Source organism: Microvirga sp. VF16 (assembly GCF_016864375.1).
Lineage (GTDB): Bacteria > Pseudomonadota > Alphaproteobacteria > Rhizobiales > Beijerinckiaceae > Microvirga.
Genome location: NZ_CP069354.1, coordinates 204824 through 223008, shown reverse-complemented (window position 1 = coordinate 223008; position 18185 = coordinate 204824). Strand labels below are relative to the sequence as shown.

The following is an 18185-nucleotide window of genomic DNA, read 5'->3' as shown; positions in this document are numbered from 1 at the left end:
GCCGTCATGGCCGGGCTTGTCCCGGCCATCCACGTCTTCATCACAAACTCTCTCACCTCCTCAGGATGAGGATTATGCCAGGAAGAAGACGTGGATGCCCAGCACGATGCAGGGCATGACGCGTTGTGGTTTGCCAATACTGCTCAACCGACCACTGTCTCATAAAACATCTCCGGCCCGTCGATCTCGCGCAGCCTGCCCTTCTCAATAAGCAGGAAGCGTGTGCCGACGGTTTTGACGAAGCTGCGGTCGTGGGAGACGAGGATGCACGTGGCTTCCGTATCGAGAATTTCCGATTCTAGCTGCTCGCGGCCCGGAATGTCGACGTGGTTGGTGGGCTCGTCCATGAGATAGAAATTCGGCTCGGACAGGCGCAACGCCAGCAACCCAAGTCGCGCCTTCTGACCGGGCGACAATTTCGCGATGGGCAGCTTCTGCTTCTCGACGGAAAAGCCCGCTTCCGCCAATACCGCGCGGCTGCGCTGATCGCCGAGGCGGAAGCGCGACAGGATGAAATCGTGCGCCGTGTCCTTCCCGGGCAATTGCTGCATATCCTGATCCACATAGCCGAGGGCGAGGCTCGGACTCACGCGGATGCCGGCTAAACCATCGGGCTCATGCATCGCCTTGTGCAGTAGGCAGACGAGCTGCGACTTGCCCGCACCGTTGCGACCGAGCACCACGATCCGGTCGCCCTGCGCCACATCGAGCTTTGGAATCGCGAAGAGCTTGCGCCCGTCCGGCGCCTGCACGGTAAGGTTCTCCAGTGCCACCAGCACGCGCGCATGGGTGCCGCGGTTACCGAGCCTGATCTCGCCCGGCCGCTCCTTGTGCACGGCGCGCGCGCACTGCTCCAGCGCATCGGCGCGCCGTCTGATCTGCGCCGATTTCAACTGCGCTGCGTCGCTGCCGCTGTTGATGCCGACATTGCGCAATTCCTGCGCGCTTTGGCGCAGACGCTTCACCTCGCGCAGGGTCTTGTCGCGCTGCGTCTGTGCAACTGAATCGTGTGCGTCGAGCAGTTCGCGGGCGCGGCGATAGGGATGCGCGAAGGAGATCGATTCCTCCGGCCGCAGGAACAGCGTTTTCGTCGTGCAAGCATCGAGAAAGTCGCGGTCGTGGCTCGCCACCACGATCGGCGCCCTATAGCCCGCCGCATTGATCCAGGCTTCCAGTTTGAACAGCTTTTCGAGATCGAGATGGTTCGTGGGCTCATCCAGAAGCAGCAGATCGGGCTCGGTGATCCAGGCGCGGGCGATTAGCGCCAGCCGCTGCCAGCCGCCGCTGAGTGCGCGCATCGGAAGAGTGCGCAGATCGATGGGTGTCTCGAACTCGTCGAGCACCATGTCGACGCGCCATGCCTGATTTTCCCGCTCATCCGGCGGTAGGACGTTGAGCAGGACATCGTGCAAGGACAGGTTGAGCAGGCTGTCGGGAATGTCCTGCTCCACGAGCGCGACGCGCAATCCGCGCGAGCGGACGATGTCACCGTGCGTCGGCTCGATGAGACCCGCGAGACATTTCAGAAGCGTCGATTTTCCGGCGCCGTTCGCGGCGACGAGCCCGAGGCGGTCGCCCTCGCCGATGACGAGGTTCAGGTTCTGGAACAGGGGTGTATGGGCAATGACGGTGACATTGCGAAGGCTCAAGGAAGCCATGGGGTAAATCTCACTGGTGCGGCGCGCTCGGGTTCTGGGCCATCACAAGCGCGAAAAGTCTGGAACGTGTCGGACGCGCCGGATCCTTGCGGAGCTACGAGCGCGTTGAGCCGTTCAGAGCTGACCAGAATGAGGTGAGGACAATCAGAAGATTGTCAGATCCGCTCGGTGGTCGGCCCTGCAACAAGCTGCTGCAGGGCATGCCAGGGGCCGAACTTGCGTTGATGCATCGCTTCCAACATGCAGCCCTCCCTGGTTCGAATGAGATCGGAGCGTGAGGCTTAACCGGAAAATACCGTGGATGCAATGTCGCCGATGGGCGGATCCGGTCGGCGCTTGATGAAATCGACAAAGGCACGCAGGGGCGCCGGCATGTGCCGACGGCTCGCGTAATAGAGGAAGGGTCCGGAAAATGGCTGCAGCCAGTCTTCCAGCACTGGCACCAGGGCGCCGCTCTTCACATGCGGTTCGACGAATCCCTCAAAGGTGGCGATCAGCCCAAGTCCCTGAACAGCTGCCGCGATCTCGAGATCGATGCTGTTGGCGATCACGCGGGCATTCGGCGTGATCTTCACGATCTCGCCGTCGCGCTCGAACTCCCAGGGGTGCATGATTCCACTGGCGAAGCGGTGGCGGATGCAGGTGTGATTGAGAATGTCCTTCGGATGCGTGGGTCGGCCATGGGCGGCGAAATAGGCCGGCGCTCCGGCGACCACAAAGCGCTGCACGCGTGGGCCGATGGGCACGGCGATCATGTCTTTCTCCAGCCGCTCGTCATAGCGGATGCCGGCATCGAACCCGGCCGCCAGCACATCGACGAAGCTGTCCTCGGTGGTCACCTCGAGGATGATGCCTGGATGAGCGGCGAGGAACAGCCCGATGATCGGTGGCAGCACCAGCCGCGCCACGGCGGTGGGTACGTTGAGGCGCAAGGTCCCGGTCGGCGAATCGCGAAAGCCGTTGACCGCATCGAGCGCGGCCGCGACCTCGCCCAGGGCGGGGCTCAGACGCTCCAGAAGTCGCTGTCCGGCCTCTGTGGGCGTGACGCTGCGGGTCGTGCGGTTCAGCAATCGCACACCGAGCCGTGTCTCCAGTCGGCGCAGGGCCTCGCTCAGAGACGAGGCGGAAACCCCGCGTAGGCGGGCCACGCTGCGAAAGCTCCGCGCCCGCGCCACCGCCGCGAAGGCATCGAGATCCGCCAGATCCACATCGCTCATTGTTCGAAAATCCAAACAGCCTGTTCTTGTTATGCCGGATTATCGCACGAACCGGAAGCGGGCATATCCATTGACGCCAGCGAATACGCTGGCCGACATTTTCAGGAGATCATCAGATGCAACAGCGCCGTTTAGGAAAAACCGGCCCCTCCGTGTCCGCCCTCGGTCTCGGCTGCATGGGCATGTCAGGCATGTATGGACCCTCGGACCGGGCGGAGAGCATCGCCACCATCCATGCGGCTCTGGAAGCGGGCGTCACCCTGCTCGATACGGGCGATTTCTACGGCATGGGCCATAACGAGATGCTGATCGGCGAAGCGCTCCAGGGCCGCAGCCGCGATCAGGCGCTGATCAGCGTGAAGTTCGGCGCCCTGCGCGATCCGGCCGGGAACTGGCTCGGCTACGATGCACGGCCGAAAGCCATCAAGAGTTTTCTCGCCTATACCCTGCAGCGTCTGCGGGTCGATCACATCGACATCTACCGTCCCTCGCGTCTCGATCCGGATGTGCCGATCGAGGACACGATCGGGGCCGTCGCCGATCTGGTGAAGGCCGGCTATGTGCGCCATATCGGCCTCTCGGAGGTCGGCGCCGACACCATTCGCCGCGCTGCCAGCGTGCACCCGATCTGCGACCTGCAGATTGAATATTCCCTGATCTCACGCGGCATCGAGGACAGCATCCTGTCCACCTGTCGTGACCTCGGCATCGGCATCACAGCCTATGGCGTTCTCTCCCGCGGCCTGATCAGCGGCCATTGGCAGAAGGGCGGTCAAGGTCAGGGCGATTTCCGCAGTCACAGCCCGCGCTTCCAGGACGGCAATGTGGAGAAGAACCTCACGCTGGTCGAAGGCCTCCGGCGCTTGGCCGAGGCCAGGGGCGTCAGCGTCGCGCAGATCGCCATCGCCTGGGTGGCGGCGCAGGGCGAGGACATCATCCCCCTCGTCGGCGCTCGTCGGCGCGATCGGCTGACGGAGGCTCTCGGTGCGCTGGATGTAAAGTTCACGAAGGAGGACCTCGCCGCCATCGAGCAGATCGTCCCTAAAGGAGCGGCGGCCGGCGACCGCTATCCGTCCGCACAGATGGCGATGCTGGATAGCGAGCGGGTGTGAACGAGCGGAACACCGGCCTTGTGCCGGTGATGGCGATGGATTGAGGCCCCGCGCTTTTCACAATCGGGATGGCCGGGACAAGCCCGGCCATGACGAAGAGGCAGCAGATTTCCTACCCAGCTTCCACTTCTGGGCTGTGTGGGCATGCTGATGGTGTGCGATCTCACCGTCGGAAGGCATTTGTTCTGTTATAGCGAGCACTCCCTTGGTGAAGCGATCGCGAGGACATCCATGAAACGCGGACTGATCCTGGCCGTCGTGAGCGCCGGCCCCTCCTCGCTGCCCGTCTCAAGCACTCTATCGCAAGATTTCGGTTTCTGGCGAGCGCTCACGACCGAAGAGGAGAAGGCTCGCATTGGGGATGCGTCGGCCAATTCCATTGACCCTACGATGATCGAAGCCGACTTCGATGGCGATGGAAAGAAGGACAAGGCGCTAATCGCGATTCGAAAGATCGACGGGGCCCGCGGCCTCATCGCAGTCCTGAACGGTCGCGTTCATGTCATCAGTCCAGATGGCATGGAGCCGTCAGACGGCCTTGGATTGGCCAAGCGGGGCCCCTGGGATACGATCTGCGGCAATGCTTTTCGTGAGTTCCACGACTGCACGCATTATCCAAGTCGCGTCATGCTCAAAAATCCCGGGATCCTCTGGATCGGAAATGGCCGGACCAGCCTCCATTTCTGGGACAGGAAAAAGAAGCAGTTCGATACTGTCCTGATGGTCGATTGATGGCTCAAGCCTTCGGCCGGCTCCCGAAGATCGCGCTGCCGACCCGCACATGGGTGGCACCGAGCTGGATCGCGGCATCGAAATCGGCGCTCATGCCCATGGAGAGCCATGTCAGTCCGTGGCGCTTCGCGATGGTGCTGAGCAGGGCGAAATGTGGCGACGGTGGGTCCTCCGCCGGCGGGATGCACATCAAACCTTCGACACTCAGGCCATATTTGTTGCGGCAGGCATCGAGGAAAGCATCGATCTCGGTCGGGATCACGCCGCCCTTCTGCGGCTCCTCGCCGGTGTTGACCTGCACGAGCAGACGCGGCCTCCGGCCCTGCTTGGCGATTTCCTTTGCCAGCGCTTCAGCCAGCGACGGTCGGTCGAGCGTATGAATCACGTCGAAGAGCTCTACCGCCTCCTTGGCCTTGTTGGATTGGAGCGGACCGATCATGTGCAGCTCCACGCCGTCATAACGCTCGCGCAAGGCGGGCCACTTGGCCTTGGCCTCCTGCACATAGTTCTCACCGAAGACCCGCTGGCCCGCGGCGAGCACCGGCTCGATCGCTTCGGACGGAAAGGTCTTTGAGACCGCCACGAGGGTGATGGACGACGGGTCGCGACCGTAATCGGAGGCCGCGCGACGGATGCTCGCCCGTACCTGTTCCAAGCCTTCGACCGCGCTGTTCTCGCTCATGGACGTCCTCTCCTGCTCCTGTCATCCCCGGCCGGAGATGGCGAAGGCCATCGTAGGGGAAGGGGGTCCACGGTCAGGCACACCGCAATAGATCCCCTTCCCAGCCCTTCGGGCCGCCGGGGATGACACATGCGTCGAAACTTGACCGCCTCCGCGACGCGAAACCGTTGACCGCGCGGGAGAGCTGTGTCCTAGTCCGCGCCAATGCTGCGGCGCAAGCCGCTTGAATCGCTAAACGACGGATGGCTTAAGAAAAATGAGGCCTGAGCGCTACAACGCCAAGGAAGCCGAGCTGAAATGGCGGAAGGTCTGGAACGACCGCGACCTGTTCAAGACGAACAACGACGACCCGCGTCCGAAATATTACGTGCTCGAGATGTTCCCCTATCCGTCGGGGCGCATCCATATGGGCCACGTGCGCAATTATACCATGGGCGACGTGGTGGCCCGCTACAAGCGCGCCCGCGGCTTCAACGTGCTCCATCCGATGGGCTGGGACGCCTTTGGCATGCCAGCCGAGAACGCCGCCATGCAGAACAAGGTCCATCCGAAGGAATGGACCTATGCCAATATCGCCACTATGCGCGCCCAGCTGCAGTCCATGGGTCTCGCCATCGACTGGAGCCGCGAGATCGCAACCTGCGATCCGAGCTATTACAAGCATCAGCAGCGCATGTTCCTGGACTTCCTGGAAGCCGGGCTCGTCGACCGTAAGACCGCCAAGGTGAACTGGGATCCGGTCGATCATACCGTGCTCGCCAACGAGCAGGTGATCGACGGGCGCGGCTGGCGCTCAGGCGCACTCGTCGAGCAGCGCGAGCTGACCCAGTGGTTTCTGAAGATCACCGATTTCGCGCAGGATCTGGACGACAGGCTCGATACGCTCGACCGCTGGCCGGAGAAGGTGCGCCTGATGCAGCGCAACTGGATCGGCCGCTCGGAAGGCCTGCTGGTGCGCTTCGCCCTGAAGCCTGAGACCGTGCCGAACGGCGAGACCGAGCTGCAGATCTACACCACGCGGCCTGATACCCTGTTCGGCGCCAAGTTCATGGCAGTTGCGCCCGATCATCCGCTGGCGAAGGCCGCAGCCGAGAAGAACCCGGAGCTCGCCGCCTTCATCGAAGAAGCCAAGCGCATGGGCACGGCGCAGGAGGCCATCGACAAGGCCGAAAAGCTCGGATTCGATACCGGCATCCGCGCGGTGCATCCGTTCGACCCGGACTGGACGCTGCCGGTCTATGTGGCGAACTTCATCCTGATGGAATACGGCACCGGCGCCATCTTCGGCTGCCCGGCCCATGACCAGCGCGACCTGGATTTCGTCAATAAATACGGTCTGGGCAACACCCCTGTCGTTTGCCCGCCGGACGTGGACCCCGCCAGCTTCGTGGTCACGGACGTGGCCTATGATGGCGAAGGCCGGATGATCAATTCCCGCTTCCTCGACGGCATGACCATCGAAGAAGCGAAGGAGGAGGTCGCCCGCCGCCTGGAGAGCGAGGTCCGCGGCAACCGGGCGGTCGGCGAGCGCAAGGTGAATTTCCGCCTGCGCGACTGGGGCATCTCACGCCAGCGCTACTGGGGCTGCCCGATCCCGGTCATCCATTGTGATGCCTGCGGCGTGGTTCCGGTGCCGAAGGATCAGCTTCCGGTGGTGCTGCCGGAGGATGTGTCCTTCGACGTGCCGGGCAATCCGCTCGACCGTCACCCGACCTGGAAGCATGTCGACTGCCCGCAATGCGGCCGAAAAGCCCGGCGCGAGACGGACACTATGGACACCTTCGTGGATTCGTCCTGGTATTTCGCGCGCTTCACCGATCCGACCCTGACCGACAAGCCGGTCGACCGCGCGACCGTCGATTCCTGGCTGCCAGTCGACCAGTATATCGGCGGCATCGAGCATGCGATCCTGCACCTGCTCTATTCGCGCTTCTTCACCCGCGCGATGAAGAAGACCGGCCATGCCGGCCTCGACGAGCCCTTCGCGGGCCTGTTCACGCAGGGCATGGTGGTGCACGAGACCTATAAGGATGCGAGCGGCGGCTGGGTGCTGCCCTCCGACGTGCGCTTCGAGGCGGTAAGCAACACGCGCAAGGCCTTCCATGTGGAGACTGACGCACCGATCGAGATCGGCTCGATCGAGAAGATGTCGAAGTCGAAGAAGAACACGGTCGATCCGGACGAGATCATCGCGTCCTACGGCGCTGACACGGCCCGTTGGTTCATGCTGTCAGATTCGCCGCCTGAGCGTGACGTGATCTGGACAGAGGAAGGCGTGCAGGGCGCAGGCCGTTTCGTGCAGCGCGTGTGGCGCCTCGTCGGCGAGATCGCCGAGCGCATCGGCAGCGCCGACGGCGTTTCTGGTGATGGTCCGATTGCGCTCGCAGTGCGCAAGGCGGCACATAAGGCGCTCGCCAGCGTGGAAGAGGATGTGGAGCGCCTGCGCTTCAACCGCTGCGTCGCCCATCTCTACGAACTGGCCAATTCCCTGCAGGATCTGGCGAACCAGGCCAAGGCGAGCGACGAGCCGGGCGTGAATTCGGCCTTTGCCGAGGCCGGACGCATCTTCGTGCAGTTGCTGGCGCCGATGATGCCGCACCTGGCCGAGGAATGCTGGGAGTCGCTGGGCCAGCCGGGTCTCGTCTCCGACACGGCCTGGCCCGTTGTCGACCGTTCGCTTCTCGTCGAGAACACGATCACCCTGCCGGTGCAGGTCAACGGCAAGAAGCGCGCCGACGTGACGGTTGCCCGCGATGCGGATCAGGCTACTGTCGAGGCGGCTGTGCTCTCGCTAGACGCCGTGCAAAAGGCTATGGAAGGCAAGCCCGCCCGCAAGATCATCGTGGTTCCCCAAAGGATCGTGAATGTCGTCGCTTAAGTTCAAGGCTCTCGCCCACGTCGCTCTCGTGGCAGGCCTGTCTCTCGGCCTGTCCGCCTGCTTCCGGCCGCTCCATGGGCCGACCGTCTCGGGCCAGTCGCTTCAGACGGTGCTGGCCTCCATCGACGTGCCGGAGATCGAGTGGCCGCCGGCGCTCGCGAATACGGGGCATTACCTGCGCAGCGAGATGATCTATGCCCTCAATGGGTCGGGGTCGGATACGCCGAAGAAATACAACCTGAAGATGTCCATGCGCGAGAGCCAGTCGAGCCCGGTCGTCGACAGCGAGACCGGCACGGCCAGCTCCGTCATCGTCGGCGGAACGCTGACTTACACCCTGACGAGCCTGGACGGAAAAACCGTTGTGACGCAAGGGGTTGCGACGTCGTCGACCAGCTTCGACCGATTCCCACAGCGGTTCGCCAACATTCGGGCGGCGCGGGATGCGGAGATCAGGCTCGCCAAGGATCTGGCGCAGCAGGTGAAGACCCGGTTGTCGGCGACACTCGCAACTCAAAGCTGAGTCGATGGTCGCCGTCAAAGCGGGTGACGTGGATGGGGCGCTGCGGCGCCCCGATCCGCGCATCGGCGTGTTTCTGTTCTACGGGCCCGATATGGGCCTGATCAATGAGCGGGCGCGCATGGTCGCCGAACGCTCAGTGGACGATGCGTCAGACCCCTTCCAGCTCATCCGCATCGACGGCGACGACATCGCCGCCGATCCCGCCCGCCTCGCGGACGAAGCCGGGACGATGGGCCTGTTCGGGGCGAAGCGCGCGATCTGGGTGAAATCGACCTCGCGCAACATCGCACCCGCCGTCGATGCGGTCCTGAAGGGCGAGTTGCAGGATACGGTCATCGTCATCGAGGGCGGTGATCTGCAAAAATCCTCGCCGTTGCGGACACTCTGCGAGCGCTCGCAAAAGGCGCTCGCCCTGCCCTGCTACGCCGATACGGGCCGCGATCTCGGCACCGTCGTCGATGACACCTTGAAAGCCAACGGCTTTTCGATTCAACGGGAGGCCAGGACTGCTTTGATCGCAAGCCTCGGTGGCGACCGCCTCGCCACCCGCGGGGAGCTCTCAAAGCTCATGCTCTATGCCCACGGTCAGCATGAGATCACCGTCGCCGATGTGGACGCGATCATGAGCGACGTGTCGAGCCTCGCCATGGATGCGGTGGTCGATGCAGCCTTTGGCGGCGAAGGCACGGGCCTCGAGACCGGCTCCCGGCGTCTCGCGGCCGAAGGCGTGAATGCGTCCGTGCTGCTCGGCGCCGCACTCCGTCATGCCCTGATGCTGCTGAATGCCCGCTTTTCCGTAGAGGAGGGCCGCCCGATCCCGGCCGTGATGGAATCCATGCGTAGCCTGCATTTCCGGCGCAAACCCCTGGTCGAGCGTCATCTCCAACGCTGGACCAGCGACAGTCTCAAGAACGCCATCACGCTCCTGCAGACGAACCTTCTGCAGACCCGCCGCCTGTCCGATCTCGACGATACGATTGCGTCGAAGACCTTGCTCGACATCGCGCGCGCGGCACGGCGGTAGCCTTTATGTGATGCCTGGGCTTGTGCCGGCCATCTCGATACGGACACGCGCTTACGGGACGGGCGTGTCATTCCCGGCCGGAGATGGCGAAGCCATCGCAGGAGAAGGGAATCCATAACACTGAGCGCAGGACTGGATCCCCTTCCTGGCCCTGCGGGCCGTCAGGGATGACGCCCATCACGTCATGGCCGGCTTTGTGCTGGCCATCCCGATTTGAAGAATATCGCGCCTCATAGAAACGAGATCACCGGCATGAGACCGGCGATGACGGGGAATGTGACTTGCCTGATCGGGCTTCTTACGGATTCAGTCGCCGGCACAACCCGTCGAGCTGCTCCAGGGACTTGTATTTGATGCGCAATTCGCCGCCCTGGCCTTTATGGTCAATGCTGACGGTAAGACCAAGCACGTCCTGCAGTGCCTTTTCGAGGGCGCGGGTGTCCGGGTCCTTCTCGGCCTTACCGGGCTTGACCGACTTGGTTTCGAGCTTCGGCTGCGCATTGTCGCCCTGAGCGATCTCCTCGACCTGGCGTACGCTCAGTCCCTCGTTCAGGACGCGCTTAGCGACAGCAACCGGGTCCTGCACGGCCAGCAGCGCGCGGCCGTGTCCGGCAGTGAGCTTGCGGTCGACCAGGAGGGATTTGACCGGCGTAGGCAGATCCGTCAGGCGCATCATATTGGCGATGTGGCTACGACTCTTGCCGATGATCTTGGAGAGATTCTCCTGCGTGTAGGAGAATTCGGCCATCAGACGTGCATAACCATCCGCCTCCTCGATCGGGTTGAGGTCGGCGCGCTGGACGTTTTCGAGAATGGCGTATTCGAGCGAGGTCTTGTCATCGATATTGACGATGACCACCGGCACTTCATGGAGACCCGCCTTCTGTGCCGCGCGCCAACGGCGCTCGCCGGCAACGATCTCGTATGAATCGGCCTTGTTCGGCAGGGGCCGGACCACGATGGGCTGGATGATGCCGCGGTCCTTGATGGACTGTGTCAGCTCCTGAAGCTCCGAATCCTCGAAAGCCTTTCGCGGGTTGCGCGGGTTCGGGCGCAGGAACTCGACGGGCACCTTTTTCTGCCCGCCCTTGCTGCCCTGCTGCATGGTGCCGATTTCGTCACCGACCTCGCCGATCAATGCGGCCAACCCCCGGCCCAGCGATTTCATTTCCTTCGCCATGTCTTGTTCTCAACTCTCGTTACGCGGCGCGCAGAGCGCGTTCACGCTGAATGACTTCGGATGCTAAACGGAGATAGGCCTGCGAACCGGCGCATTTCAGATCGTAGAGCAGCACCGGCTTGCCGTGCGACGGAGCCTCGGACACGCGGACGTTGCGCGGGATCATGGTCTCGTAAACTTTGCTGCCCATGAACTCGCGCACATCGGCCACCACCTGGCCCGAGAGGTTGTTGCGCGGGTCGAACATGGTCAGCACGACGCCATGGATCGACAGATCCGAATTGAGGGCCGAGCGGACCTGTTCGACCGTCTTGAGAAGCTGACTGAGGCCTTCCAGGGCAAAAAATTCGCATTGGAGGGGGACCAGAACCGCGTCAGCAGCCACCAAGGCATTGATGGTCAAAAGATTAAGCGATGGCGGGCAATCGATCAAAACATAGGTAAAAGGTTCGCTTACCTCGGAGGCCGAAAGGCTCTGAATCGCCGAGCGGAGTCGATGCGACCGATTCCGTTCATTCGCGATCTCCAATTCAACGCCGAGCAGGTCGAGCGTCGAGGGCGCGACCGCCAATCCGGGCACGACGGTCTCGGTGATGCTCTCAGCCAGCGACGCTTCACCGGCGAGCACATGATAGGTCGACACCTTGCGGCTCTTGCGGTCGATGCCGAGACCGGTCGAGGCATTGCCCTGCGGGTCGAGATCGATAATCAGCACCTTCTCGCCGATGGCGGCGAGCGCCGTGCCGAGGTTGATCGCCGTCGTCGTCTTGCCGACGCCACCCTTCTGGTTGGCAAGCACGAGAACGCGCGGCTTCACGCCATGCGCACCTGCTTCGGGTCCGTTGCGGTCGGTCATCATGAATGGCTCTCGATGGAGGTTATGCGAAGAATCCTGGCGTCAGAATCGGTCAGGCTTGGCAGGATCTCTGCCTCGAATGTCCACTTTTTCCGAGCCTCGGTCAATTCGGTCTCGACGTCGCGACCCTTGGGAAACAGGCCCATTGTCCCCGCTTTCAACAAGGGTGCCGTCCAATCCAGCAGCATGCTTAATGACGCCAAGGCGCGGGCCGAGACCACATCGGCCTTGCCGACGAAGCCGGGCACCACAGTTTCCAGCCGCGCCTCGTGCACCGTAGCCGGAGCCTCCGTCAGGCGCGCGATCTGGCGCAAGAAAGCACATTTGCGCGAATTGCTCTCGACCAGATGGACCTTCAGCCCCCTCTCTGCGCCGACGATAGCGAGAACGAGACCGGGAAATCCAGCGCCAGAACCAAGGTCAAGCCAAGTCCTGGCATCGGGCGCAAGGTCCAGAAGCTGGAGAGAATCGACGATGTGGCGGTCCCAGATTTGGTCGAGCGTAGCCGGTCCGACGAGGTTTTTGATCGCCTGCCAGCGGAGAAGCTCGCGCTCCAGGAGTTCCAGCTTCTCGAATGTTTCACGTGAAACATTGAGGTCCGAGGCGGTGATTATGGCGGATTTCGTCACGATAGTGCCCCAGACGCGCGGGCGCTTCGTCCCGACCCTTTACGGGCATGAGCAGCCAACAAGGTCAGGGCTGCCGGCGTGATCCCTTCGATCCGGGCCGCTTGCCCAAGAGTCTTGGGGCGGACCAGATCGAGCTTGGCCTTGATCTCGTTCGACAGTCCGGGCAGCCCCTGGAAGTCGATGCTCTCCTCTAGCACCACACCCTCATCGCGGCGATAGGCGGCAATGTCGGCCTGCTGGCGGTTGAGATAAACCGCATAGGTGGCATCCGTCTCCAGCCGCTCCTGCGCCGATAGGCTCACCGGTCCCAGATCCGGCCAGACGCGCTTCAGGTCATTCCAGCCAATATTCGGATAGGACAGGAGCTGATAGGCGGAGCGGCGAACGCCATCCTGATTCAGTTCCAGACCATGGCGGGAGGCCTCTTGAGGGGTGAGGCTGAGAGCCTGCAGCCGCTGCCGCGTCTCGCGGATCTCATCTTGCGAGCGCCGGAAATGCGCCTCGCGCTCTGAGCCGACGCAGCCGATCTCCAGGCCCTTGCCGGTCAGGCGCTCATCCACATTGTCGATGCGCAGGCTCAGGCGATACTCAGAGCGTGAGGTGAACATGCGATAGGGCTCGCTCACCCCGCGGGTGATTAGGTCATCGACAAGCACGCCGATATAGGATTCGGCCCGGTCGAACACGATGCCGTCCTGACCGGATGCCCGACGCGCGGCATTCAAGCCGGCGACGAGCCCCTGAGCCGCTGCTTCCTCATAGCCCGTGGTGCCGTTGATCTGGCCTGCGAGGAAAAGACCCTGAACCGCCTTGGTTTCGAGCGCGGCCGTCAGGTTGCGCGGATCGACATAATCGTACTCGATGGCATAGGCCGGCTGGAGCATCCGGACTCTCTTCAGACCCGGGATGTGCGTCAGGAAAGCAAGCTGCACATCCTCGGGCAGGGAGGTCGAGATCCCATTGGGATAGACCGTGATGTCGTCGAGACCCTCCGGCTCCAGAAAGATCTGATGCCCATCCCGGTCGCCGAAGCGCACGACCTTGTCTTCGATGGACGGGCAGTAGCGCGGCCCCCTGCCCTGGATCTCGCCGGAATACATGGCCGAGCGGTGCAGGTTGTCCCGGATCAACTCATGCACCTTGGCGGTCGTGCGGGTGATGCCGCACTCGATCTGCGGGTTTTCGATCCGGGTGGTGAGAAGAGAAAACGGCACCGGCTCATCGTCCGCTGCCTGCTTGTCGATACCCGCCCAGTCGATGGTACGGCCGTCGAGGCGTGGCGGAGTGCCAGTCTTCAGACGACCGAGAGTGAAGCCGAGCCGCTCGAAGGTCTTCGGCAGGCCGAGGGAGGGACGCTCACCCATGCGGCCAGCCGGGATCTTCTTCTCGCCGATATGGATCAGTCCAGAGAGGAAAGTGCCGGTGGTGATGACCACGGCTCCGGCTGTGAGAACACGGCCGTCGGTCAGCAGCAGGCCAGTGACGCGACCGTCCTGCACAACGAGATCGTCCGCCTCCCCTTCCACGATCGTCAGGTTCGGCGTCTGCAGCAACTCCGCCTGCATGGCGTGGGCATAGAGCTTGCGGTCGGCCTGGGTGCGCGGCCCTCGAACCGCCGGTCCCTTGCGACGGTTGAGCAGGCGGAACTGGATGCCGGCCCGGTCGGCGATGCGGCCCATGACGCCGTCGAGGGCGTCGATCTCGCGCACAAGATGGCCCTTGCCGAGGCCGCCGATGGCCGGGTTGCAGGACATGGCGCCGATAGTCGATAGCTTGTGGGTGACGAGGGCCGTGCGTGCGCCTATGCGCGCCGCCGCCGCCGCCGCCTCGGACCCCGCATGGCCGCCGCCCACGATGATCACATCGAACACCTGACTCATGAAATTCTCCATGTCAGAGCATCGGACCCAAAAGTGGAATGCACTTTTGGGATCGATCCGATGCTCCTTTTCCTGCCGAGCGCATCGCTTGGCGCGGAAAACCGAAAACACTTTTTCGCACGATGCGCTTGGATCTAAGTCCCGGCGCCACGGAGGTCAAAAGGGCAAAATGTTTCACGTGAAACATTTTGGGCCTGATCTCGGATGCGCACAGCCTGTTCACAGGCTGTGCGCATCCGATTCAACATTGTTCCACCGATTCGTGAACAGACGAAAATCGACTCTCACAGATTCGAGTCAGGGTTACTGATGACGGATCACTTGCCAATGCAGAAGCTGGAAAACAGGCGGTCGAGCACATCCTCGACATCCACGCGGCCCGTGATCTCGCCGATGGCGCGGGCGGCCAACCGCACCTCTTCCGCCGCCAATTCGAGCGGACCGTGGCTGACCAGCATGGCGCGGGCACGCTCCAAAGCGGCATAGGCGCGCTCTAGAGCCTTACGGTGACGCTCACGGGTAACGATGGCATCGCCCTGCCCCATCAATGCTGCAGCCTCCTGCTCCAGACGTGCGATGAGTTTCGGCAACCCCTCGCCGGTGGCGGCCGCAATCATGAGGTCGCAATCGCGTCGGATCCGATTCAAATCGGATTTCGTGCCCACGCGCAGAAGACACTTGGCCTGAGGCGGCTCGCTTTCCCCGCCTTCCGGCGGAACGAGCCAGAGCACGAGGTCGGCATTTTCCACTCGGGCGCGGGCGCGGGAGACGCCCTCCTGCTCGATCAGATCGCCGCTCTCCCTGAGGCCCGCGGTATCGACAATGATCACAGGCAGCCCGCCGAGATCACAATGGACCTCGATCACATCGCGGGTCGTGCCGGCAATCGGCGAGACGATGGCGACGTCCCGCTGAGCGAGCGCGTTCAGCAGAGTCGACTTGCCCGCATTGGGAGGTCCCGCCAGCACGACCGTGAGCCCCTCGCGCAGGCGCTCGCCGCTGCGGTTCGCCATGGCGCGGCCGATCTCGCCCCGCACTCGATCGATCATCTCAAGAATCTCCGCTTCCAGATCCTCCGGCACATCGCCCTCGTCGGAGAAATCGAGGCTGGCCTCCAGCAGTGCCAGAACCTGCAGCACGTTCTCGCGCCAACCCTCGGCGGCATTGCCCAGACGCCCGCCGAGCTGAAGCATGGCTTGGCGACGCTGTGCCTCCGTCTCGGCATCGATGATGTCGGCAAGGCCTTCGACTTGGCTCAAGTCCATCCGCCCGTTGAGAAAGGCGCGGCGGGTGAACTCGCCGGCTTCCGCCAGTCGGCAATTGTCGATGGTGCCGAGCGCCCGCAACACGGCCGCGCGGGTCGCCAGGCCGCCATGGATCTGGAGCTCGGCCTGATCCTCGCCAGTGAAACTTCCCGGCCCCGGCATCCACAGAACCAGGGCTTGATCGAGAGGCTCCCCGGTGGTCGGATGCTTCAAGGTCCGCACGACAGCGCGCCGGGGCTCGGGAACCCTCCCCGCCATCCGTTCCAGAATGGTGCGGCTCTCCTTCCCACTGATCCGGATTAGGCAGACGGCGGCGCGGCCGTGACCGGAGGCGGTGGCGAAGATAGTGTCGTCCGAACGCATGAACGTGAACCTCGTACAGGCAAGAAGATTTAAGGTTGATGAAGTCTTAAAAACATGAGGCGTGGTCAGAATCGGTTCTGATCCGAATCGATTGAGCCCGAAGCCGGAGCAGAACCCATGAATCGCCTGAAAGAGGCCAGCTCCCCCTACCTTCTGCAGCACAGGGACAATCCTGTCCATTGGTGGGAATGGGGTCCCGAGGCTTTGGCCGAGGCCAAGCGGCAGGGCAAGCCGATCCTGATCTCCATCGGCTATGCCGCCTGTCACTGGTGCCATGTGATGGCCCATGAGAGCTTCGAGGATCCGGACGTGGCCGTGGTCATGAACGAGCTCTTCGTCAACATCAAGGTCGACCGGGAAGAGCGGCCGGATGTGGACCATGTCTATATGAGTGCGCTTCATCTGCTCGGCGAGCCGGGCGGTTGGCCGCTCACCATGTTCCTGACGCCGGAGGGCGAACCGTTCTGGGGCGGCACTTATTTCCCGAAGGAGCCGCGCTTCGGGCGGCCAGGCTTCGTCGGCGTACTGCGGGAGATCAGCCGCCTGTACCACGCCGAGCCCGAGCGCATCCTCAAGAACCGGGATGCGATCAAGCAGCACCTCGCCAGGACCGACGGGAGCGATAGCGGCACGCTTGGCCGCGACGATCTCGACCGCATGGGCCTCAGGCTCACCGAGCTGATCGACACCGAGAATGGTGGGCTGCAGGGCGCTCCGAAATTCCCCAACCCGCCGATCCTCGAATATCTTTTTCGCTATGCCCGCCGCACCGGAGATGACGAGGCGAAGAGACGTTTCCTTCTCACCTTGGAGCAGATGGCACTCGGCGGCATCCACGATCACCTCGGCGGCGGCTTCGCCCGCTATTCCGTCGACGAACGCTGGCTCGTACCGCATTTCGAAAAGATGCTCTACGATAATGCACAGCTCCTGGAACTCTATGCGCTGGCCTTTGTGGAGTCCGGCCGCGCCCTCTTCCGCGATGCGGCCGAAGGAATCGTCACTTGGCTTCAACGGGAGATGAGCACGCCCAAGGGCGCCTTCGCCTCGAGCCTCGATGCGGATTCAGAAGGTGAAGAAGGCCGCTTCTATGTCTGGTCCCTCGCTGAGATCCGCGAGACCTTAAGCGAGGAAGATGCCGCTTTCTTCGCCAAGGCCTATGACATCACCGAGGAAGGAAACTTCGAGGGCCGCAACATCCTGAACCGGCTCATCTCCGGCGAGGCGCTGCCTGCTGTCGAGGAGCGGCTCGCGATCATGCGCGGAAAACTTCTGGAGCGGCGAGCCTCACGGGTCAGGCCCGGCCTCGACGACAAGGTGCTGGCGGACTGGAACGGGCTGATGATCTCCAGCCTCGTACGAGCCTCTTTCCTTCTCGACCGGCCGGACTGGATGACGCTCGCGGCCCGAGCCTATCGTTTCGTGGCGGAATCGATGAGCCGCGACGGCCGGCTCGGCCATTCCTGGCGCGGCGGCGCGCTGATCTTCCCCGGCTTCGCCCTCGACCATGCCGCCATGATGCGGGCGGCACTGGCTCTCTTCGAGATGACTTCCGAACCCGCCTACCTCCAGGATGCGCAGACTTGGCGCGATGTGCTGCTCGCCGAATATTGGGTCGAGGAAACAGGCTCCCTCGCCATGACCGCTCAGGGCGCGGACCCCTTGGTCGTTCGACCACAGCCGACGCAGGACGATGCCGTGCCCAACGCCAATGGTATCTTCGCCGAAGCGCTCGTTCGCCTAGCGCAGATCACGGAAACAGAACACGATCTCCGGCGCGCCTCCGACATCCTGAGCCGGCTCGTGGGCGCCGCACGCTCGGCGCCGCTCGGCCACACCTCGATCCTCAACGCCCTCGACCTGCACCTGCGCGGCCTGAGCATCCTCGTCACGGGCAACAACGCCGCCGCTTTGTTTGAGACCGCGCTCAAAATCCCCTACCCCGACCGCAGCGTCCGGCAGCTGCACATGGGCGAAGCGCTCGACGACAACCATCCGGCCAAGGCTCTTGCCTCTTCGCACACCGAGGCCCAGGCCCTCATCTGTGCCGGCATGCGATGCTCCCTCCCGGTCACGGATCCGGAAGGGTTGAAAGCGCAGGTGGAGGAGATGCTTGAGATCCGAGGCAAGGGCTAATAGCCCTCCATGACACAACCCTTCCGTCATGACCGGGCCTGTCCCGATGC

The 18185-nt window shown here is 63.1% G+C and carries 14 protein-coding genes; 6 read left to right on the top strand and 8 right to left on the bottom strand.

Annotated features, from left to right (window positions below):
* Positions 1–143: 143 nt before the first annotated feature.
* Together JO965_RS01070 and JO965_RS01065 are read right to left on the bottom strand one after the other, a co-directional pair.
* Positions 144–1658 (bottom strand): ABC-F family ATP-binding cassette domain-containing protein, encoded by a 1515-nt coding sequence (locus tag JO965_RS01070; protein WP_203441885.1) that lies wholly within the window; start codon positions 1656–1658, stop codon positions 144–146.
* A 281-nt stretch (positions 1659–1939) separates the two neighbouring features.
* Complete coding sequence (locus tag JO965_RS01065; RefSeq protein ID WP_203441884.1) at positions 1940–2875, bottom strand: LysR family transcriptional regulator; 936 nt, start codon at positions 2873–2875, stop codon at positions 1940–1942.
* Between the two features lie 116 nt (positions 2876–2991).
* Between JO965_RS01065 and JO965_RS01060 the strand changes: the two genes are divergently transcribed.
* Both JO965_RS01060 and JO965_RS01055 read left to right on the top strand, forming a co-directional pair.
* Positions 2992–3987, top strand: coding sequence for an aldo/keto reductase (locus JO965_RS01060; protein WP_203441883.1), 996 nt, complete (start codon positions 2992–2994; stop codon positions 3985–3987).
* Between the two features lie 231 nt (positions 3988–4218).
* Positions 4219–4719 (top strand): hypothetical protein, encoded by a 501-nt coding sequence (locus tag JO965_RS01055; RefSeq protein WP_203441882.1) that lies wholly within the window; start codon positions 4219–4221, stop codon positions 4717–4719.
* Between the two features lie 4 nt (positions 4720–4723).
* On the opposite strand, the gene JO965_RS01050 is transcribed toward JO965_RS01055, so the two are convergent.
* On the bottom strand, positions 4724–5401 hold the full coding sequence (locus JO965_RS01050; RefSeq protein ID WP_203441881.1) for a YggS family pyridoxal phosphate-dependent enzyme: 678 nt from the start codon (positions 5399–5401) through the stop codon (positions 4724–4726).
* A 256-nt stretch (positions 5402–5657) separates the two neighbouring features.
* Here JO965_RS01050 and leuS point away from each other — a divergent pair, with 256 nt between their 5' ends.
* The 3 genes from leuS to holA are packed head-to-tail and all read left to right on the top strand — an operon-like array spanning position 5658 to position 9826.
* Positions 5658–8279, top strand: coding sequence for a leucine--tRNA ligase (gene leuS / locus JO965_RS01045; protein WP_203441880.1), 2622 nt, complete (start codon positions 5658–5660; stop codon positions 8277–8279).
* The gene (lptE, locus tag JO965_RS01040; RefSeq protein WP_203441879.1) at positions 8266–8802 is read left to right on the top strand and encodes an LPS assembly lipoprotein LptE; all 537 of its coding nucleotides are present in this window, start codon (positions 8266–8268) and stop codon (positions 8800–8802) included. The genes leuS and lptE overlap by 14 nt, the downstream gene beginning before the upstream one ends.
* 4 nt (positions 8803–8806) lie before the next feature.
* The gene (gene holA, locus JO965_RS01035; RefSeq protein ID WP_203441878.1) at positions 8807–9826 is read left to right on the top strand and encodes a DNA polymerase III subunit delta; all 1020 of its coding nucleotides are present in this window, start codon (positions 8807–8809) and stop codon (positions 9824–9826) included.
* Positions 9827–10124: 298 nt separating this feature from the next.
* Here the strand turns inward: holA and JO965_RS01030 are convergent, their stop codons facing one another.
* From JO965_RS01030 to mnmE, 5 genes are all read right to left on the bottom strand, one after another.
* A complete protein-coding gene (locus JO965_RS01030; RefSeq protein WP_203441877.1) occupies positions 10125–11006 on the bottom strand; it encodes a ParB/RepB/Spo0J family partition protein in 882 nt (293 codons plus the stop codon).
* A 19-nt stretch (positions 11007–11025) separates the two neighbouring features.
* Complete coding sequence (locus JO965_RS01025) at positions 11026–11865, bottom strand: ParA family protein (protein ID WP_203441876.1); 840 nt, start codon at positions 11863–11865, stop codon at positions 11026–11028.
* Complete coding sequence (rsmG, locus tag JO965_RS01020; protein ID WP_246776702.1) at positions 11862–12491, bottom strand: 16S rRNA (guanine(527)-N(7))-methyltransferase RsmG; 630 nt, start codon at positions 12489–12491, stop codon at positions 11862–11864. The genes JO965_RS01025 and rsmG overlap by 4 nt, the downstream gene beginning before the upstream one ends.
* Positions 12488–14371 (bottom strand): tRNA uridine-5-carboxymethylaminomethyl(34) synthesis enzyme MnmG, encoded by a 1884-nt coding sequence (mnmG, locus tag JO965_RS01015; RefSeq protein WP_203441875.1) that lies wholly within the window; start codon positions 14369–14371, stop codon positions 12488–12490. The genes rsmG and mnmG overlap by 4 nt, the downstream gene beginning before the upstream one ends.
* A 317-nt stretch (positions 14372–14688) precedes the next feature.
* A complete protein-coding gene (gene mnmE, locus JO965_RS01010) occupies positions 14689–15999 on the bottom strand; it encodes a tRNA uridine-5-carboxymethylaminomethyl(34) synthesis GTPase MnmE (protein WP_203441874.1) in 1311 nt (436 codons plus the stop codon).
* Positions 16000–16116: 117 nt separating this feature from the next.
* On the opposite strand from mnmE, the gene JO965_RS01005 reads away from it, so the two are divergent.
* The gene (locus JO965_RS01005; RefSeq protein WP_203441873.1) at positions 16117–18135 is read left to right on the top strand and encodes a thioredoxin domain-containing protein; all 2019 of its coding nucleotides are present in this window, start codon (positions 16117–16119) and stop codon (positions 18133–18135) included.
* The last annotated feature ends 50 nt before the right edge of the window (positions 18136–18185 follow it).